The organism is Pseudoalteromonas sp. T1lg48 (assembly GCF_002964785.1).
Classification (GTDB): Bacteria; Pseudomonadota; Gammaproteobacteria; order Enterobacterales; family Alteromonadaceae; genus Pseudoalteromonas.
Map to the genome: position 1 here is coordinate 1 of NZ_PQCC01000003.1, position 18,220 is coordinate 18,220.

The 18,220-nt window shown below is 51.3% G+C and carries 19 protein-coding genes and 4 tRNA genes; 9 read left to right on the forward strand and 14 right to left on the reverse strand.

All coding sequences use genetic code 11. The features are described 5' to 3' along the window. From C2M29_RS04600 to murB, 8 genes are all read right to left on the reverse strand, one after another. On the reverse strand, window positions 1–90 hold a 90-nt coding region (locus tag C2M29_RS04600; protein ID WP_233997923.1), incomplete at its 3' end, for a GTP-binding protein. A gap of 138 nt (window positions 91–228) precedes the next feature. Beyond that, a tRNA-Thr gene (locus C2M29_RS04605) sits at window positions 229–304 on the reverse strand. 12 nt (window positions 305–316) lie between these two features. Beyond that, a tRNA-Gly gene (locus C2M29_RS04610) sits at window positions 317–391 on the reverse strand. Window positions 392–439: 48 nt separating this feature from the next. After that, a tRNA-Tyr gene (locus C2M29_RS04615) sits at window positions 440–524 on the reverse strand. Between the two features lie 39 nt (window positions 525–563). Then, window positions 564–639: transfer RNA gene (locus C2M29_RS04620), tRNA-Thr, on the reverse strand. A gap of 126 nt (window positions 640–765) precedes the next feature. Further along, entirely contained in the window at window positions 766–1,473 is a 708-nt protein-coding gene (locus tag C2M29_RS04625; protein ID WP_105188639.1) for a type III pantothenate kinase, read from the reverse strand. A gap of 2 nt (window positions 1,474–1,475) precedes the next feature. Then, window positions 1,476–2,468 (reverse strand): bifunctional biotin--[acetyl-CoA-carboxylase] ligase/biotin operon repressor BirA, encoded by a 993-nt coding sequence (gene birA / locus C2M29_RS04630; RefSeq protein ID WP_105188640.1) that lies wholly within the window; start codon window positions 2,466–2,468, stop codon window positions 1,476–1,478. Continuing rightward, window positions 2,455–3,465, reverse strand: a complete 1,011-nt coding sequence (gene murB, locus C2M29_RS04635; RefSeq protein ID WP_105188641.1) for a UDP-N-acetylmuramate dehydrogenase — start codon at window positions 3,463–3,465, stop codon at window positions 2,455–2,457. Before murB ends, birA begins: the two co-directional genes overlap by 14 nt. A gap of 125 nt (window positions 3,466–3,590) precedes the next feature. On the opposite strand from murB, the gene C2M29_RS04640 reads away from it, so the two are divergent. Further along, complete coding sequence (locus C2M29_RS04640; protein ID WP_105188642.1) at window positions 3,591–5,429, forward strand: M1 family metallopeptidase; 1,839 nt, start codon at window positions 3,591–3,593, stop codon at window positions 5,427–5,429. A 216-nt stretch (window positions 5,430–5,645) separates the two neighbouring features. On the opposite strand, the gene C2M29_RS04645 is transcribed toward C2M29_RS04640, so the two are convergent. After that, the gene (locus tag C2M29_RS04645) at window positions 5,646–6,296 is read right to left on the reverse strand and encodes a DUF2057 family protein (RefSeq protein ID WP_105188643.1); all 651 of its coding nucleotides are present in this window, start codon (window positions 6,294–6,296) and stop codon (window positions 5,646–5,648) included. Window positions 6,297–6,395: 99 nt separating this feature from the next. Between C2M29_RS04645 and C2M29_RS04650 the strand changes: the two genes are divergently transcribed. From C2M29_RS04650 to C2M29_RS04660, 3 genes are all read left to right on the forward strand, one after another. After that, entirely contained in the window at window positions 6,396–6,761 is a 366-nt protein-coding gene (locus C2M29_RS04650) for a histidine triad nucleotide-binding protein (protein WP_105188644.1), read from the forward strand. A gap of 217 nt (window positions 6,762–6,978) precedes the next feature. Continuing rightward, a complete protein-coding gene (locus C2M29_RS04655) occupies window positions 6,979–7,635 on the forward strand; it encodes a helix-turn-helix transcriptional regulator (RefSeq protein WP_105188645.1) in 657 nt (218 codons plus the stop codon). Between the two features lie 219 nt (window positions 7,636–7,854). Next, a complete protein-coding gene (locus C2M29_RS04660) occupies window positions 7,855–10,014 on the forward strand; it encodes a response regulator (RefSeq protein ID WP_105188646.1) in 2,160 nt (719 codons plus the stop codon). A 24-nt stretch (window positions 10,015–10,038) separates the two neighbouring features. Here C2M29_RS04660 and C2M29_RS04665 read toward each other — a convergent pair whose 3' ends face one another. The 4 genes from C2M29_RS04665 to C2M29_RS04680 all read right to left on the reverse strand — a co-directional run bounded on the left by C2M29_RS04665 (window position 10,039) and on the right by C2M29_RS04680 (window position 14,103). Next, on the reverse strand, window positions 10,039–11,457 hold the full coding sequence (locus C2M29_RS04665) for a mannose-1-phosphate guanylyltransferase/mannose-6-phosphate isomerase (RefSeq protein WP_158684646.1): 1,419 nt from the start codon (window positions 11,455–11,457) through the stop codon (window positions 10,039–10,041). 79 nt (window positions 11,458–11,536) lie between these two features. Then, window positions 11,537–12,304 carry an amidohydrolase gene (locus C2M29_RS04670; protein WP_105188648.1) on the reverse strand — a complete coding sequence of 256 codons (768 nt, stop codon included), beginning with the start codon at window positions 12,302–12,304 and terminating at the stop codon, window positions 11,537–11,539. Between the two features lie 11 nt (window positions 12,305–12,315). Then, window positions 12,316–12,558: a VF530 family DNA-binding protein gene (locus C2M29_RS04675; protein ID WP_105188649.1), complete on the reverse strand. Its 243-nt coding sequence runs from the start codon at window positions 12,556–12,558 to the stop codon at window positions 12,316–12,318. Window positions 12,559–12,621: 63 nt separating this feature from the next. Beyond that, window positions 12,622–14,103, reverse strand: a complete 1,482-nt coding sequence (locus tag C2M29_RS04680) for an FMN-binding glutamate synthase family protein (protein WP_105188781.1) — start codon at window positions 14,101–14,103, stop codon at window positions 12,622–12,624. A gap of 188 nt (window positions 14,104–14,291) precedes the next feature. Between C2M29_RS04680 and C2M29_RS04685 the strand changes: the two genes are divergently transcribed. The 5 genes from C2M29_RS04685 (at window position 14,292) to C2M29_RS04705 (ending at window position 17,650) form a co-directional block, all read left to right on the forward strand. Further along, window positions 14,292–14,990, forward strand: a complete 699-nt coding sequence (locus C2M29_RS04685; RefSeq protein WP_105188650.1) for a pseudouridine synthase — start codon at window positions 14,292–14,294, stop codon at window positions 14,988–14,990. Between the two features lie 61 nt (window positions 14,991–15,051). Beyond that, window positions 15,052–15,429 carry a BlaI/MecI/CopY family transcriptional regulator gene (locus C2M29_RS04690; protein ID WP_105188651.1) on the forward strand — a complete coding sequence of 126 codons (378 nt, stop codon included), beginning with the start codon at window positions 15,052–15,054 and terminating at the stop codon, window positions 15,427–15,429. Between the two features lies 1 nt (window position 15,430). Then, window positions 15,431–16,633, forward strand: coding sequence for a M56 family metallopeptidase (locus C2M29_RS04695; RefSeq protein WP_105188652.1), 1,203 nt, complete (start codon window positions 15,431–15,433; stop codon window positions 16,631–16,633). A 131-nt stretch (window positions 16,634–16,764) separates the two neighbouring features. Then, window positions 16,765–17,298 carry an RNA polymerase sigma factor gene (locus tag C2M29_RS04700; protein WP_105188653.1) on the forward strand — a complete coding sequence of 178 codons (534 nt, stop codon included), beginning with the start codon at window positions 16,765–16,767 and terminating at the stop codon, window positions 17,296–17,298. Then, on the forward strand, window positions 17,291–17,650 hold the full coding sequence (locus C2M29_RS04705) for a hypothetical protein (RefSeq protein ID WP_105188654.1): 360 nt from the start codon (window positions 17,291–17,293) through the stop codon (window positions 17,648–17,650). Before C2M29_RS04700 ends, C2M29_RS04705 begins: the two co-directional genes overlap by 8 nt. Here the strand turns inward: C2M29_RS04705 and C2M29_RS04710 are convergent. Then, window positions 17,647–18,030 carry an MAPEG family protein gene (locus C2M29_RS04710; protein WP_105188655.1) on the reverse strand — a complete coding sequence of 128 codons (384 nt, stop codon included), beginning with the start codon at window positions 18,028–18,030 and terminating at the stop codon, window positions 17,647–17,649. The two genes, C2M29_RS04705 and C2M29_RS04710, sit on opposite strands and share 4 nt — an antisense overlap. Window positions 18,031–18,220 lie beyond the last annotated feature (190 nt).

Genomic DNA, 18,220 nt, shown 5'->3' on the forward strand with positions numbered 1-18,220 from the left:
TGCAGTTAGAGTTGTTTTACCGTGGTCAACGTGGCCGATTGTACCTACGTTTACGTGCGGTTTTACGCGTTCAAACTTTTCTTTTGCCATGACGGAACCTATCAGTTTTTGTGTATCTAGATTACATATCAAACGATCGACAAAAAACGACGATCAATTCAATTCTTCAATTATTGAATATTTTTTAGACAAATCAAAGGAAGTATTTCAGGACAGACAGGACTGGAGTGGTGCTGATAGGCAGATTTGAACTGCCGACCTCACCCTTACCAAGGGTGCGCTCTACCGACTGAGCTATATCAGCACACCAGAAAACTGGAGCGGGCAGCGGGAATCGAACCCGCATCATCAGCTTGGAAGGCTGAGGTAATAGCCATTATACGATGCCCGCTTTCTAGGAACCTGTTCTTAACTACCTCTAACCGTCAAGAATTTAGAGTGGTGGAGGGAGCTGGATTCGAACCAGCGAAGGCAATGCCGTCAGATTTACAGTCTGATCCCTTTGGCCGCTCGGGAACCCCTCCACGCAAAATTCTTTCTAAAGCCTTTCCAAGATGAGGAAATGGTGCCGACTATCCGAGTCGAACGGATGACCTACTGATTACAAGTCAGTTGCTCTACCAACTGAGCTAAGTCGGCACTGCTTTAGTACGGGGCGAGATTCTAGAGTAAGGTTTATTGGGATGCAACCATAAAATTAAAAAAAGTTCAGGTTTATGGTGCGAACGTTCATTATTCACCCAAAACAGAGGTTTTTTAAACAATTCATCCCTGTTTTTGCCACTGCCACAGGCCTTCGAACACTAAATGGGGACGATAAATACCTTGCCCCAAGTGTTGATGTAGAGCCAAACCATCGCCGCCGGTGAGCAATAATTGCACTTCCCGTCCACGACAATGATGCGCCAGCGCATATTCGATGGCACCAAGGGCACCAATCAAGGCACCATTTTTTACCGCTGCCGGGGTCGAGCGCCCCGGCCCGGGCTGCGCCACCAGATCATCGACGGTAAAAACCTTCTCGGCGCGACTCACTATGCTGTGCTCACTGAGCGTTAAACCGGGAAGAATATAGCCACCAAGATGATTATGAGCATCATCGATTATATCCAGGGTCAGCGCCGTGCCGGCGTCAACCACTAGGGTGTAGTCATTGGGGTTGGCACAGTAGCCAGCGATCACCGCCAGCCAACGGTCGATGCCCAGGGTATGATAGTTATCATAGGCACAACTAAGGTGTTGCCACTTTGCCGTGACCTTGGCGCGGCGCACCCCAACTCCATGATCTTCGGCTTCTTTTAACAAGGCACTCAAGGCATCGGAGTCGGCCACCGCAGAAATAACGACTTCATCTACCTGTGCCCAGGGCACAGCCGATGGCGTTGCCTGTGGCGTTAATGCCTGCATCTGTTCACAGCCCGAGGCCAGCATCATTTTAAGTGCCGTATTACCGGCATCGATTAATAGCTTCATGATTAACCCGTCGACTTAACCCTTAAACTGATCTCACCGCCAAAGTAACGCTTGCTTTGGCCATCGACGCGCAGCACCACGGCGCCTTGCTCGTCGATACCCTCACATATTCCGCGCCAGGTATTGGTGCCCGAGCTGAGCTCCACACATTGACCGCTAAACGCATGCACACTATTCCACTGCTGATACATGCCCTGCAGGCCGGTTTGTCGATACTGGGCCAGGCGCTTTTGTAAAAAGCAGGTCAACACCGCCACCAACTGGTTTTTATCCAACTCACCGGCAAACTCGTTTAGGTCACACCAGGGTTGGTCGATGTGCTCGGCAGCGGCCTGAGGCATGGAAATATTAAGACCTATACCGATCACCAGATGACAAGGCCCCTCGGCGGTACCATCAAGCTCCACCAACACGCCCGCTAGTTTACGACCATTAACCAGCACATCATTCGGCCATTTCAGCTGCACCTCAAGGTCATATAGGGCCTTAAGGCTGTCGTACACCGCCAGCCCCACGGCAATGGAAAGACCCATGGCGGCATGCATGCCGTCGTCTAAGCGCCAGTAATAGCTGTAATAAAGGTTAGCGGCAAAAGGGGATTGCCAGGTGCGACCACGGCGCCCCTTGCCCTGACGCTGCATTTCCGCCACCAGCACGGTATTGTTGTTTGCCTCGGTGCTTTGCACCCGACGCATCAGCTCGGTGTTGGTTGAGTCAATAATAGGTTGCACTTCAAATTCACAGCCCGAGCCATCAAGCTGCTGATACGCCAGCTCGATATCTGCTTGCTTAAGCAGGCTCAAGGGTCGGCTTAGGCGATAGCCCTTGCCGTTAACCTTGTAGATATCCAGCCCCATCTCCTGCAAGGACGTAATATGCTTGGCCACGGCGGCTCGGCTAATACCCAGTTGCTCGCCCATGGCTTGCCCGGAAATAAACTCGCCCTTGTTCAGGGCCTGCAGTATGGCCAGCTTGTTGCCATCAGGCGCTTTCATGTGCAGCCCCTACATGAATTTCTTGCAGCTCGCCCATCAATCGCACCTCATGCTCCAGGTCAATACCGAAACGCTGTGCTACCACGCTTTGAATATGCTTGATCATTGCCAACAACTCCTCGGCCCGGCCCGCACCACGATTAACCAGCACCAGCGCCTGCTTATCATGCACGGCGATGTCGCCTATATGAAAGCCCTTAAGTCCGGCCTGCTCTATCAGCCACCCGGCGGCCACCTTTTGCTGCTCGGCATTGACGTCATAGTAAGGCAGTTGCGGATATTGTTCTTTTAAAGCGGCTACCTGAGCGCGTGGCAGGATGGGGTTTTTAAAGAAGCTGCCGCAATTGGCCAGCACCTTGGGGTCCGGCAGCTTGGCCTGACGCACCGCCACCACCTCATCAAACACCTGCTTGGCGCTCGGCTGCTGTAAGCCCTGCAAGGGCCCATAGCTGATATTCGGCTGCCACTGTTTAGGTAGGCGCAAGCCGACCTGGGTAATAATAAACCGACCTTTCAGCTCATGCTTAAAGATGGAATCACGATAGCCAAAGCGGCACTGCTCGGCACTGAGCCTTTGGGTTTCGCCGCGAGCGATATGATAGCCTTCTACATATTCGACAAACTGCGCCAGTTCGACCCCATAAGCACCTATATTTTGCACCGGCGCGGCACCGACATTGCCGGGAATGAGTGCCAGGTTTTCCAGCCCAGGCATGTTCAGAGCCAAGGTGTTCTCCACCAACGCATGCCAGTTTTCACCCGCTGCACAATGCAATAGCCAGCTTTGCGCCAACTCCTCAATACGCACCCCTTTATTGGCGATCAGCATCACGGTGCCTTGATAGGGAGTGGTAAAGATGGTGTTGCTACCCTCGCCGAGCACACAAAATGCTTGGGTGTAATCGAACTCGCGAAGCTGTGCCGGATCCGTGATGGTCACAAGCTGGTGACAGGGCACGTCCAGCGCAAAGGTATGATGGCGTTGTAATGCAGGCAAAAGAAAACGTCTCGATTAGCTATTTGCCCTAAGTGTACCCCAAGCCAGCGAACAGACATAGCTGTCAGTCGTTGTCTATATCTGATATAACAAGCACTTCTTATTTCACCCGTTCTGAGGATGCTATGAAATTAAAACCTCTTGCTCTTGCCTTAGCGCTTGGCGGCGTTAGCCTGCACAGCCTGGCGGCCAGCGACGAGCACACCTATGCCAACCTAGACGATGTGGTCTCCACGCATCTGTATTTAGATCTTGATGTCGATTTCGCCGACAAGCAATTAGAAGGCTTCGTTGAGCATAGCCTGAACTGGAAAAATGACGCCGCTCGTACCCTGGTACTGGATACCCGCGACCTTGAAGTCGACCGCGTGAGCTATCAGGATGCGCAGGGTAAATGGCACAAGGCAAAATTTGATTTAGCGGCTCGTGACGATGTGAAAGGGTCAAAACTGACCATTCGCTTTAAGCAGCAGGCACCTAAGGTGCGTATTTATTACAACAGTTTGCCTCAAGCCTCAGGCCTGCAATGGTTGACGCCGGAGCAAACGGCCAGCAAAACCCAGCCCTTTATGTACAGCCAGTCGCAGGCCATTCATGCCCGTAGCTGGATCCCGGTACAGGACACGCCGGCCATGCGCGTAACCTACAGCGCTCGTATCGAAACGCCGGAAAATGTCCGTGCGGTTATGAGTGCCGACAACACGGGTGCCTTCATCAAAGATGGTGACTACTTCTTCGATATGCCGCAGGCCATTCCTCCTTACCTGATTGCCATCGGTGCCGGTAACCTGGAATACAAAGAAATGTCACACCAGACCGCCATTTTTGCCGAGCCGCAAATTCTTGATGCCTCGGTGGCCGAGTTTAACGATACCCAGGCGATGATCGATAAAACGGAAGTCATGTACGGCGAATACGCATGGGGTCGCTACGACTTGTTGATGCTGCCTCCCAGCTTCCCATTCGGCGGCATGGAAAACCCACGTCTATCTTTTATCACCCCTACCGTAGTGGCCGGCGATAAGAGCCTGGTCAACCTGATCGCTCACGAACTGGCGCACTCCTGGTCAGGTAACCTGGTTACCAACGCCACTTGGGAAGATTTATGGCTGAACGAAGGTTTCACCTCCTACGTTGAAAACCGCATTATGGAAGAAGTATTCGGTCGCGAGCGTGCGGTCATGGAACAGTCTTTGGATGCCGCCGGCCTAAATGCCCTGCTCAAAGGATTACCGGCGCCGGATACCCGCTTAAACCTGGAGCTAAACGGACGCGATCCGGACGATGCCTTTAGCTCAGTGCCTTATACCAAGGGCCAGCTATTCCTTATCTATTTGGAAGAAAAGTTTGGTCGCGATGTCTTTGACGAGTTCGTGAAGGGCTACTTTAAGGCCTATTCATTCCAGTCGCTAACCACGGCGGAATTTGAGCGCTACCTGGAAGAGAACCTTATCAACAAACACCAAGGTGTGGTTAGCATGGACAAGGTCAATGAGTGGATCCATCAGCCGGGTCTACCTGCCGATGCACCTCAGCCTACCTCGGATGTCTTCGACAAGGTCGATACCGAGACTCAGGCCTGGTTAGCAGGCAGCAAAAAAGCCAGCGACTTACCTACCGCAAACTGGACCGTGCATGAGTGGTTGCACTTTATCAACAACCTGCCGCGCGACCTGGCTGGCGAGAAGATGGTAGAGCTGGATACCCAGTTTAACCTGACCGCTTCAACCAATAAGGAAGTCGCGTTCGCCTGGTTTATGCTGGCAGTCGGCAATGGCTATGAAGCAATTTACCCGGCGCTGGATAAACACCTAAGCGGCATAGGTCGTCGTAAGTTGATCGTGCCCCTGTACAAGGCGCTGATCCAAAACAACAAGCGTGACTGGGCCTATGAAGTATACCAAGGCGCTCGTCCGGGTTATCACCCACTGGCGCAAGGTACGATAGACGCGCTATTTAACTAATAGCGATGGCTAAGTAAAAAAGGGTGCTTGATGCACCCTTTTTTATTGCAAACAAATAGTTGAGTTTATTGCTCATACCAATTCTGTTAAGTATGTGATCAGATATAGCGCTGGATAAATGATGTGATAACAAGGCGGAATTTTTCTTATGTAGTTATTCTACATAGAAAAATCCCAACACAGTGAGCACGATATTTAGCCCGCTAGAATGATTAGCTATTTAAGTGAATTGGTATCAGACTGCACTTTCTGCAAAAACGCCTGGCGCTGTGCCGGCGTCGCCTGTTGCCACCAGAACTCTAACATGGCTGCTGCGCTGACATTACCGGCGGCCTGAGAGGCTGCTGTAGTCCCAGCCTCAGTTGTTGCTGTGGCGGCTGCAGGGGCCGGGGCTATATTTGCAGGCACCAAGGTGGGAGCGGCTATCGCTGGGGCGGCTACGCTGGGTGCAGCCACACTAGGCGCGGCCGCTTTAGACATAGGTGCTTCAAGCTCCTGGCCCTCAACCCGCAAACGCACGGTGGGATTTTGCGCATATGCCTTGGCGGCGGCTACCGTGTCGGCCCGGTCGAAAACCACTTCGTAATCCTGCCCGGCGGCAACCTCCAGGGTCACCCAAAAGGGTTCCGACTCGATCACCTCATGGTCGTCAAAGCCACTTTCATACAGGTCACTGTATTTAAGCTTGAGACGATAGCTACCCGGAGCCAACTTCAGCTCGTCGACGGTATTAAAAATAGAATGCGAAATGGTTTTATCATTAACCTGTAAGGGGATGATTTCGTTCACAAAGGACACAGTTTCGGCATAAGCCGAAGGCGTTAGCAACAAAGCCAGCGCCGCTGCACCGGAGAATTTTTTCCACATGAGGTACCTACCTTCCATTTAAGCTTTGGTTCTCAGTTTGACACTTATGCTTTTCTTTGTCATTACTGACACCCTAGTAGCTAAATTAAGGAGCTCGCCGTGAGCACAGAGACCATTTTCACCAAAATTATTAATCGCGAGATCCCCGCCGATATCATTTACGAAGACGACCATGCACTGGCCTTTACCGATATCAATCCTCAGGCTCCCTTTCATGTTTTGATTATCCCGAAAAACCCAATAGCGACCATTAATGACGTAACCACGGAAAATGCCTCCGTAGTAGGCCACTTATATGTGGTTGCTGCTAAGCTGGCCAAGGAACATGGCTATGCCGAGGATGGTTATCGCGTGGTGATGAATTGTAACGGCCATGGCGGGCAAACCGTGTACCATATCCACCTACATATGTTAGCTGGCAAGCCGATGGGTTGGCCTCCCTACCAAGATAAGCTAAAAGTATAGTAATCATCACCTTATTAACTTCTTCACATACTTTTTTCTGGTGCGATTAGGCGCTTTTTGGCGCCTAATTTTAGGTTTTCGTAACCTATTGTTTACAAATGTGTGGCAAATAACCATTAATCATCTTTTTTCACTATTAAATCTAATACCCCTAATACAAAAGAAGTGAATAGCGTGTTAGGATAGTGCAAATAGTTTTGAATGAGCTAACCACCCAATGAGTAAGACCGTATTTTTATTGCTTGAGCAGGAGCCGATCAACCAAATCGGCCTTAATGTCTTGGCACCGCTGTTGCGCACCCAAGGTTTTGATGTCCAAAAAGGCACCGATGTAAGCCAGGTGCAACCGGATACGGCTTATTTATTTATTGAGACGTCTAACGAGGACGCCTGGGGTCGCTTAAAGCACCACTTGGTCAACCTAAAAGTGGAGTGCGATATCGTCCTATTCAATCTGGATGAGAACCCTGAGCTGGCCAACCGTGCACTGCTAAGCGGTATTCGCGGCGTGTTTTATACCTCGGATAACGCCGATGTGATGATGAAGGGCATTCGTTTATTGCAAGAAAACCATCTATGGTATCGCCGTGACGTCATGTGTAACGTGCTTAATCGCATGCTGCAGTTCAACAAAGACTCATTGCACAAGCTGACCGAAGGCGACATTGAGCCGGTTAAACTTACCAAGCGTGAAAAAGCCATCGTTGGCTTAATGAGTAAGGGCTCTAAGAATAAAGAGATCGCCGAACAACTCAGTATCAGCCCGCACACGGTGAAAACGCACCTTTACAGTGCCTTCCGTAAAACCAAGTGCCGCAACCGCATCGAGCTGTTGTCCTGGGCCCAGACCAATATCCCGAACGAATTACGTTAGGGTCTGTTTAACTTTTCGATTTACTTTATGTTTAATCGAAACGCATTCTGATCGCGACGCGAGCTATGCGGCAAAGGTCAACAGGCCCTAATCTAAAAGCCGGCGCTATTCCGGCTTTTTCTTATCCGCAATAAATTGCCTCTGGATACTTACACATAGCCAAGCTGGGATTTTTCCGTATAGTAGAAACTAAATACCCATAACCAATACATATCACGGATGCTAGACACAGCGACCCTCTTTTATACCAGCGCCGCGGCCATCTTTGTGATGGCCTTGCTCAATTTTATTACCTGGCGCGCCAACCGTAATTTTGTCGGCATCGGCCTGTATGTATGGTACCCGGTCTGCCTATTAGTAGGCATCATCATCTCCGCCATTGAAGCACCGCAACAACATGATCACTTTATCACCCTGGCCAACTTCTTCTTTATTTGCGGCTCGGTGATCCATGTCTTGGCCATCAATCGCTTCCTCAACTATAACGGCCTGCTGACCTACTTTTTTATCTTTGTCAGCTGCTGCTTATTTATCAGCTTTACCTACTTTATGTTTATCGCCGTGGATATCTCCGCCCAGGTGCTGCTGATCGACCTGCATCGCTTCGTCGAAGCGGCTTGTCTGTTCTACATTGTTAGTCGCTATGGCCGCAGTAAGTACCCCAGCGCCAGCCTGGTGTACCTGATCGCTCTGAGTATGTCGCTCTTAGTGTTTGCCGCCCGCGCCCTGGTCATGACCCACAGTGAGCACACGACACAATTTGATAACGATTGGTTTAGTGTCGCGTTACTGGTTAAAGGCGTGCTCGCGCCCATGCTGTTTGCCGCCGGTGTAGCACTGTTTTGTAATGAGCGCCGCGAGCTCAACCTCAATCAATTAACGTCAAAAACACAAAAGGATTTAGAGATCCGGGGCATGTTTTTGTCCACCATCAGTCATGAGATCCGTACCCCGTTAAACGGCATACTCGGTAGCGCCCAGTTGATCCTGAATCAGGCGAGCACGCCGAAGAACAAACCCTATTGCGAGGCCATTATCAATTCAGCCGAATCCCTTACCCTGCTGATCGACAAGGTATTGGAGTACGCCAGCCTGGAGCAAAGCGATGAAGCCCTGTATGAGGAAGACGTTGAGCTGCATACCTGGCTTAACAACCTGTGTTTATTGCTCAGTCCATTGGCGGAGCAAAAGGGGGTGAAGTTTGAGCTTAACTACAACCTGGCGAAACAGGCCTGCTATTACTGCGACCACCAAAAGCTCAGACAAATTCTTATCAACCTGGTAGGCAACGCCATTAAATTTACCGATCAGGGTAAGGTCACCCTGAAGGTCGACCTGCTCCATGGTGGTCAAGAGGAACACACCCTGAGCTTTAGCGTTATCGACTCAGGACCGGGCATCGAAGAGGATGAAATCCAGTATTTAACTGAACCCTATGTGCAAAGCAGCGCTGGTAAGCTCAAGGGCGGCTCAGGGCTAGGACTGGCTATCACCAGCCGCCTGCTGGCCCACCTTGGCAGCCAGTTAAACATTACCAGCCACCTCGGTGAAGGCAGCACCTTTAGCTTTGCCGTAAAGCTCACGGTGGGTGAACTGAGCCTGGTAGAAAAGCGCCCCAAATCAGACAATTATCGTACCGGTTTGGATGTGCTCTTGGTTGAAGATCTGGAACTGAACCAGAAAATCGCCATCGAATTTATGGCCGAGGATGAACACAGAGTCAAACTGGCCACCGATGGTCGCAGTGCCATCGAGCTGCTCAAGCAACATCACTTTGATGTCGTGCTCCTGGATATGAACCTGCCGGACTTCAGCGGCCAGGAAGTGATCCGCAAGCTCAAAACCATGGACCATCGCAATCACCGCACCCCGATATTGGCCTTTACCGCCAGCCTTAGTCCCGATGAGGTCAAGGAATATCTGGCCCTGGGTATCAAGGACATAGTCGGCAAACCAATTAAGCAAGAGAAGCTCAGACAGGCACTAAGTGACTCGCAATCAAACCAAACCCCAAATATCAGCGTCGCGTTAAAGGACGTGCTCTACGATGAAACCGCCGCCGAGCTGATGGCCAATACCTTTGCCGAGCAAGAACTGATATCCATCTACAATGAATTCGTGCTTTCGGCGCGCAACAAACTGCTGCGCTGTCAGCAACTGGTGGGCAATGATAAGGAGCAGTGCATCAAGCTGTTACACCGTCAGGCCAGCACCGCCTTACAACTGGGCTTTAATCGCTATGGCATGGCACTGAAAAAAATCGAACGCCGTCTGCTCGACGGTAAGACCATAGACGAGGGTCTGGCCGAAGGCCTCGACCTATGGCAGCAAAGTCTGGAGCAATACCTTAAGTTTATGCGCAGCCAGACGCTGCGTTAACGGCCGTGCTCTCGCAGCCGCACTTTAGCGGCCGTAATCGTCGTCAAAACGGATAATATCGTCTTCACCCAGATAATCACCGCTTTGCACCTCAATAATGATCGCCGCCCTATTACCCACATTGGTTAGGCGGTGGCGCTGCTGCGCCTGAATATAGATGGACTGACCGCTACTTAGTCGGTGCTCCTGCTGCTCAACCTGCACCAGGACCTCACCGCTAACCACGACCCAATGCTCGGAGCGATGTTGATGCGCCTGCAAGGACAAGCGCGCCTGGGCCTGTAGCACAATGCGCTTGACCTTATAGCCGTCTCCCTCATTGAGCACCTCGTAATGCCCCCAGGGGCGAAAAGTCTGTCTATGGTAGCGACGTTGTTGCGGATGCTCTTCGGCCACCTTGGCCACCAGCTCGGGCATCTTTTCCAGGTGATCCTTAGCTGCCACTAAGATGGTATCGCCGCTGTGTACTATAACGGTATCGCTAATGCCTAAGGTCGCCACCAGGTGCTGTTCATCGGCGGCGATCAGGTTACCCCGGCTGTCGGCACAAACGGCGCTGCCGAGCACCAAATTATCATGCTCGTCGCGGCTATGATATTGATACAGCTGCGCAAAACTGCCGAGATCAAACCACTGCAGCGGCAACGGGCAGAGCAAAAGCTGCTCGCTACGCTCCAGCAGCGCATAGTCCAAAGAGTCCCCGTCCAGCAGTTGCCAGGCGTGTTCATCGACACGGGTAAAGTCCAGATCACTGCTAAATGTTGCGGCACTACGCACTTTGGCCAATAGCTGCGGCCTGTGCTCCTGAAATTGGCGGATAAATACGCCACAACCGGCCAGCAACATACCCGAGTTCCAATAATATTGACCCTGCTTAAGATAATCCTCGGCGGTGGCCCGATCCGGCTTTTCGGTAAAGCCGGCAACTCGATACAAACCTTCGGTACAGTCTGCAGACGAAGCAAAACGTTTGCCCTTTCGGATGTAGCCAAAGCCGGTTTGCGGCTCACTCGGGGTAATACCAAATAAGACTAAATGCTGCTGCGCTGCGCCCTCAAGCTCACCCAGCTTGTCTGTGAGTAGCTCGAAGTTGGCAATGGCGTGATCGGCCGGGGCAAAGAACAGGCTCGCCTCGGCATGATGCTGCTGCGCCCACAGCGCTGCCAAGGCCGCCGCCGGCGCGGTATTTTTCCCTTCAGGCTCGAGAATAATGGCGCTGGCACACATATCTATCTCCAGCAACTGCTGCGCCACCATAAAGCGGTGCTCGGCACTGCAGATCACCAAAGGCGCCAGACAGCCCGCACCACGAAAACGTAACGCCGTTTGCTGTAGCAAGGAATGCTCGCCATTAAGACGCAAAAACTGCTTGGGACGATCCTGGCGCGACAGCGGCCATAACCGGGTGCCGCCACCACCGGCGAGAAGTACGGGTAAAATCAAGATAGGGGCTCGGGTTCGCTAAGTCATATCAGCATTATACCACTGCCCCGGGGCTCCTGCCGATGACCTTACAACTACCCTAGCGCAAGTCAAAAGCGTCGGCATCCTGCCAGGCGGGAAAGGCCTGGCGGTATTCCTCTAACGCATCTTTATCCAGAGTAATAGTGAGGACTTGTGGCTGGTCATCTGTGGCCTGAGCCAAAGGTTCGCCGCCAAAGTCATAGACCGCGGTACCACCATTATGCGCTATGCCGTGACCATCATCGCCAATACGATTAACCGCCAACACATAGCATTGGTTTTCAATGGCTCGTGCCCGTAGCAAGGTATCCCAGGCGCTACGTCGTGCCGCCGGCCAATTAGCGATATTGATCATCACCTCATAATCGTTGCGATTGCGGGCAAACACGGGAAAACGCAGGTCGTAACAAACTTGCGGCAAGATGCGCAGACCCTTTAAGGTAAAAATGACTCTTTGCTTACCGGGATTAAGGTACTTGCCTTCTTGCCCCAGGCAAAACAGGTGCCGCTTATCATAATGCTGCACCACACCGCCGGGAGACACCCAGTACAGGCGGTTAAACTTTTGCCCTTGCTCGGCGACGATCACACTGGCACACATAACCGACCGATGACGCTGCGCCTGCTCTTTAAGCCAGATTAAGATCTGCTCGGCCGACTCATGCACCTGGCTATCGGCCACTGCGAATCCGGTGGCGAAGGTTTCCGCGAGGATAATTAAATCGACATCGCCGATGGACTCAAGGCATGTACTTAGCTGCGTGAGATTGGTATCAACATCGAGCCAGCGGATATCCTGTTGTACCAGGGCGACGCTCAGATTCATGCACTTAGTCCTTATATCCCGGCGTTATAAGGCCAGGTACAAAAGGTTTTGATATACAGCTGCTCGACCTGCTCCCGCGCCCAGGGAGTACGGCGCAAAAACTTCAGTGATGACTTCACCGACGGGTCTTTCTTAAAGCAATTGATATTAATCTGCTGCGCCAGCTCCTCCCAACCATAATGCTCGGCCAGGCGGGTAACGATTTGCTCCAGCTTAACGCCGTGTAGCGGATTTTTAGGTTGTTCTTGATGCATTAAATTGCCTCGAAACATGTGATAAACCGCAGTTTAACGCAGTTGGTAAGCACTCGCCATGTGCTACTTGTACATGGCATACATTTCATCCAGGGATTGCGATAGTCCGTCCTCTTGCACCACGCGCACATGCTTGCGGTTAAGACCGCGGATATTATTGACCCCACAGGAGTGGGCAATAAGGCCAATGCCATAATGAATGTATTTGTTGTAGTTGGCCACCCGCTGGGTTTTATCCACAACATCCAAGCCCTTCATTAATTTAGGATTATGCGTGGTAATGCCGGTCGGGCAAGTGTCTTTATTACACTGCAGGGCCTGAATGCAGCCCAGTGAAAACATATGACCACGGGCCGAAACCACAAAGTCCGCTCCCAGCGCCACCGCCCAGGCCACCTTAGAGGGCACGATCAGCTTGCCCGAGGCGATAATGCGAATCCGCTTGCGCAGGGCATGGCGTTCAAGCAAGTTGACCACCCAGGGCAGGCTCTCTTTGAGCGGCAAACCGACCGAGTCCAAAAGTGGCTGGGGTGCCGCCCCCGTGCCACCATCGGCGCTGTCTATGGTAATAAAATCAGGAGCCGAATCTGGGCCGCGATTATTAATTTCTTCGGCCAGCTCTTCTAACCAGGAGGTTTCGCCAATCACAGCTTTAAAGCCGGTGGGTTTGCCGGTAATGTTGCGCACATGGGCTATCATATCCAGCAAGTCGCCCACGTTCTTTATTTCCGGGTGACCATTGGGGCTGATGGAATCCTTGCCCTCGGGAATGCCGCGAATTTGGGCGATTTCCGCATTTACCTTGATCCCAGGCAACATGCCGCCCTTGCCCGGTTTGGCACCCTGGCTCATTTTAATTTCGAACATTTTTACCTGATCATGAGCGGCGATTTCCTTCAACTTGACATCGCTTAATCTGCCCTGCTCATCGCGCACCCCATATTTGGCGGTGCCGATTTGAAAGACGATGTCAGCGCCTCCTTCCAGATGATAAGGACTCAACCCCCCTTCACCGGTATTCATCCAACACTCGGCTTGACGGGCTCCGCGCGAGAGCGCCAGCACGGCGCGCTTAGAAAGGGCGCCATAGCTCATGCCGGAAATATTAAACACTTTTTTTGCCTGGTAGGGGTGAGGGCAATGCTCACCTATGGTGACCGGCTCGGGCTCTATGGCGTCTTCTTCCAGGGTAGGGAAGGCGGTATTCATAAACATGATGGTGCCCGTGGGATCCAGGCTTTGGGTGGAGCCAAACGCGGCGGTGCGATCAAGATTCTTCGCCGCCTTATACACCCAACTGCGATCGGCACGGTTGAACGGCATTTCTTCACGATCCATGGCAAAAAAGTATTGCCGAAAGAATTCACCCTGACGTTCGAAAAAGTAACGAAAACGACCGATAACCGGATAATTTCGGCGTATAGCATGCTTATTTTGGTGAATATCGACCAAATAATAGTAAATGGTAAGCAGTACCAAGATACCGATAAACAGTAAAAATAAACTGCTTAGCAAGTCGATGGCACGGATCAAAAAATCGCTCATGGTCATACACCCTCTCTATCCCTAATAAAGCTCAGATTTACATAAGATTAGGCAATTGACCAGCATAAAAGTAAGGTTATTTTGGCGCGCTTAATGCCCAGTAAAAACCGGACCGCTAAGCAGCCATCATGCGGCATCATTGAGGATATCATGCTAGTATGGCGGCATCTGTATTTCCTTGTCTTGTTATGTCAGCCTGCATCCGTCTTGCCAAGTATTTATCTCACGCCGGAGTCTGCTCCCGCCGTGGCGCCTCGCGCCTTATTGATGCCGGCAGAGTGACTGTCAATGGCCGCGCCGCCAATCATATTGATCATGTCAGCGAGCAGGATGAGATCATCGTTGACGGCGAGCGTGTTGATGGCTTGGCGGCCAAACGTTATTACGCCTACCACAAACCGATAGGCATAGATTGCAAACTCAAAACCGAGGATTCACACAGTCTGATCCATCACTTACCGCCCCAGCAGCGCACCTACCCCATTGGCCGCTTAGACAAGGACTCCCGTGGCCTGTTGATCCTCACCAATGATGGTGAGCTCTGTAACCAGCTGGCCCATCCGGATCACAGCCATGAAAAAGAATACTGGGTCGAGGTAGACAAGCCCTTGGACGAGGCATTTTATTCCCGCATGAGCGCAGGCGTGCCGGTGAACGGCATTCTCACTAAACCTTGTGTTTGCACCCCACTCTCCCCAACGCGCTTTAAGATCATCCTCACCCAAGGGCTCAATCGGCAGATCCGTAAAATGGCACGTTATTGCGGCTACCGCGTGGTCGACTTACTGCGCGTGCGCATCGGCCAACTGCACCTTGATTGCACCCGCCTCGCCGAAAATCAATTTATCGAGCTCACACCTGAGGAAGTTAAGTTGTTGAAAAAATAGCTTGATCATTTTGACTACAAATGTAATCTTAAAATTAAGGATTACATTTGTGAGCAAAGTTATGATTGAGCTATCCAAAGCAGAGTTTGAGGTAATGGAAGCGTTGTGGCAGGGCCATCCGGCAAAGTCGAGTGAAATTATCGAGCGCCTGAGCGATGATACCCAGTGGCATGACAAAACCATCAAAACCTTACTGGGTCGCCTCGTTAAAAAGCAAGCGGTGAATTTTGAAAAGCAAGGCCGCCTCTACCAATACAGCCCCACCATAGGCCGTGAAGATTACACTCTTAAACAGAGCAAGAATCTGATCCAGCGTTTCTTCAGTGGCCGCATTGCCCCCTTGGTCAGCGGTTTTGCCAAAACCGAACAGCTGTCACAGCAGGATATCAACGAGCTCAAAGCCGTTATTAAAGAGTGGGAAGACCAACAAGGAAAGTAATATGTTGTCATGGATTATTTCGCAACAGGCACTGCTGTGCACCTTACTCGTCGCCTTGATTGTAGCGGAGCGTTATGCCCTTAAGGCACTGAGTGCGCGCTTTATCTATGGCCTCTGGTTGTTGCTCCCGGCGTTGCTGCTGGCGCAAAGCATAGAGTTAAAACATACCCTGGCCGCTCCGGCCATGATTGGCCAGTATGTGGTGACGCCCTTGCGCCAGGCAGGTGCCGAGGTAAGCATTAGCTGGGAGCTGGCCTATTGGCTTATTGCCGCCGCCTTGTTCGCCCTGGTTGCCTACCAACACCTGGTATTTCAGCGCCGCCTGAACGCCGCTCCCCTCGATAACCAGCTGCCGGGACAGGCAGGTAATACGACTCTGTATTTCAGCAAGGCGATCAGCTCACCCATGGTGGTTGGCTTCTTTAACCCGCGCATTGTACTACCGCAGCGTTTACTGCAAGACGTCGATGCCTCGGCCCTCACCCTGATGCTCGAACATGAGCGGGTGCATCTGGAGCGCCGCGATAATGTCATCAACCTGATTGCCCTGAGCGCCGCCATTTTAATCTGGTTTAACCCCTTGGGCTGGGTGGCTTATTTCAGCCTGAGACGCATTCAAGAGCTGGCCTGCGATGAGCGGGTGCTAGCCGATAAATCCGCCGCACAGCGTTTGCAGTACGGCAAATCCATGGTCGAGTGCGCCAGCCAGTCACGGCTGCATAGCTTGGCTTATTCTTACTACGGAGATAAAAACATGATGTTACAACGCCTATACAATATGCAATCGGCCAATCAGGGCTATGCCCTGGCCAAGGTGCTGGCCCTGCTTGTTGCCCTGGGAAGTTTTACCTTGGTTGCCGGCACTCAGGCTGGCGAAGGCCATAGACAAAAGTCAGCGAGTCAACCCAAACCCGTGATGCGTATTGAGCCCATTTACCCTAAAGAAGCAGCGGAGCAAAAAATTTCTGGCTCTGTGGTTTTACGATTCCAAGTTGACGAGGAAGGCGCTGTTCGTAATGTGGTGGTGGTGCAGTCTCAACCGGCCAAGGTATTTGATAAAGAAGCGGTGCGTGCGCTGCAACAATGGCGTTATGAGCCTTACGCATTTCCACAAGAGGAACACCTGGTGCAACTGGATTTCGCACTCAGCGCAGAGGTGCAACTACCTGAATTAGCAGAGCGTATTAATGTAAAATCACATTAATTCGCAACGACCAAGAGTATAAAGCAAGCCCCTTAATTAAGGTGCTTGCTTTGTGTTTTTTTAAAATAATTTAAACCGAATTAAAACTTACGGCCTCTTTATCTATAACAGAGCCTTAAAAATGAGCACGGATGCAACTAAATCTAACAATAATTCGCGCACAAACAGGATGTGAGCAGGCATTCACTCAGGTGTATGACACCTTTTCTGCCACCATCGCGGGCTACCTGATACAGCTAGGTGTTCAAGGCCAGGACAGCGATGATGTCCAACAGCAAACCTGGCTTACTGTATATAAGCAATTACACACCCTGTCATCTCCTTATGCGTTTAAGCGCTGGCTGCTACGCATTGCGCACCACCACGCCTATAAAAAAATCAAAGAACCTCAAGTTATTGAGTTAACAGATGATCTTATTGAATCACCTGACCAAGAACCAACCAGTTGCTTGTTAGATTTCGATATTGAATTGCTCGGCGCCCTGCCGCGATACTTTAGGGAGGTGCTTTACCTCTTCTATTGGCAGGAGATGAGCTGTACAGAAATTGCCGTGATCTGCGACCTGCCCACGGCGACCGTAAAATCGCGTTTATTTCATGCCCGTAAAAAACTGGCTAACTCAGCACAGATACAACACCTTGAAAAGGAACTTACACATGCCTAATCAACACAACCCGGTACTTCAGCAAATTCATCGGGACCAGAAAATATACACCTCAATCATGGCCATCAGCCTTGTAGCCTGGCTGCTGACACTGGGTATTCTGTGTTTTATCGGTTATACCGAATATTTGGACTATCAGCTTATACAAAGCCGATTCAGCGTTGGTCTGGCGCATAAAGAAGATGTATCTGAAGCACTCAAGGGCGTTGCCTTTATCGCCTTTACTATCTCCATGATGGTGGCGGCACTGACCACAGTGATACTACTGGTGCGCCAGCGCAGTGCCTCGTTACAAGATATCCAACTGCGCCTGGCCTTGGTCGAGGAAATGATCTCGACAGAAAAACGTTAAATACATAGGGATATCATGGCCAAGGGGCAGGCCAGGGACAGGGCCCAAATCAGCGAACGAGCCACATGCCAGTTATACCAATAACACAGGCAGTAAAGCACGCGGGCAAGCAAATAGGTAATGGCCAGGGTATCCATCACAGCCCCCGAGGTGTTGGTGCCCAGCACCACGGCCATGGCCACGGCGAACACGATCAGGGATTCGAAGCTGTTTTGATGTGCCGCGAGGGCGCGGGCGCCAAATCCGGTTAAGGCCTGCTGTTGTGCCCGTGGATGGCGGTTATCGTAGCCACCGCTTTGTTGCTGGGCCCAGGCCAAGGGGGCTTTAGCAAGGAAGGGAATTAAACACGCCAAGAGCGCGCAAATCACTAAGGTACTCATGCTTGATCCTTATTTTTCTTCTTGTTTTTATCATTGTGCGCCGCTTTGCAATCAAGCTCAACAGCCAAATTTAGAACAAAATAATGGCCAGCATGGCTGGCCGAGCTTCCACTCACAATATGTCATATCACAGCAAGTAATAATGACAAGGCAGGATTTGTCGCTGTAGCAACTTGTCGCACCTGCGTCG

Coding starts and splice junctions, on each gene's coding strand:
- C2M29_RS04690 (WP_105188651.1), top strand. CDS start 15,052: ATGATTGAGCTATCCAAAGCAGAGTTTGAGGTAATGGAAGCGTTGTGG.
- C2M29_RS04625 (WP_105188639.1), bottom strand. CDS start 1,473: ATGAAGCTATTAATCGATGCCGGTAATACGGCACTTAAAATGATGCTG.
- C2M29_RS04705 (WP_105188654.1), top strand. CDS start 17,291: ATGCCTAATCAACACAACCCGGTACTTCAGCAAATTCATCGGGACCAG.
- C2M29_RS04695 (WP_105188652.1), top strand. CDS start 15,431: ATGTTGTCATGGATTATTTCGCAACAGGCACTGCTGTGCACCTTACTC.
- C2M29_RS04670 (WP_105188648.1), bottom strand. CDS start 12,304: ATGAATCTGAGCGTCGCCCTGGTACAACAGGATATCCGCTGGCTCGAT.
- C2M29_RS04710 (WP_105188655.1), bottom strand. CDS start 18,030: ATGAGTACCTTAGTGATTTGCGCGCTCTTGGCGTGTTTAATTCCCTTC.
- C2M29_RS04655 (WP_105188645.1), top strand. CDS start 6,979: ATGAGTAAGACCGTATTTTTATTGCTTGAGCAGGAGCCGATCAACCAA.
- C2M29_RS04660 (WP_105188646.1), top strand. CDS start 7,855: ATGCTAGACACAGCGACCCTCTTTTATACCAGCGCCGCGGCCATCTTT.
- C2M29_RS04645 (WP_105188643.1), bottom strand. CDS start 6,296: ATGTGGAAAAAATTCTCCGGTGCAGCGGCGCTGGCTTTGTTGCTAACG.
- C2M29_RS04640 (WP_105188642.1), top strand. CDS start 3,591: ATGAAATTAAAACCTCTTGCTCTTGCCTTAGCGCTTGGCGGCGTTAGC.
- C2M29_RS04685 (WP_105188650.1), top strand. CDS start 14,292: ATGTCAGCCTGCATCCGTCTTGCCAAGTATTTATCTCACGCCGGAGTC.
- birA (WP_105188640.1), bottom strand. CDS start 2,468: ATGAAAGCGCCTGATGGCAACAAGCTGGCCATACTGCAGGCCCTGAAC.
- C2M29_RS04680 (WP_105188781.1), bottom strand. CDS start 14,103: ATGAGCGATTTTTTGATCCGTGCCATCGACTTGCTAAGCAGTTTATTT.
- C2M29_RS04675 (WP_105188649.1), bottom strand. CDS start 12,558: ATGCATCAAGAACAACCTAAAAATCCGCTACACGGCGTTAAGCTGGAG.
- C2M29_RS04700 (WP_105188653.1), top strand. CDS start 16,765: ATGCAACTAAATCTAACAATAATTCGCGCACAAACAGGATGTGAGCAG.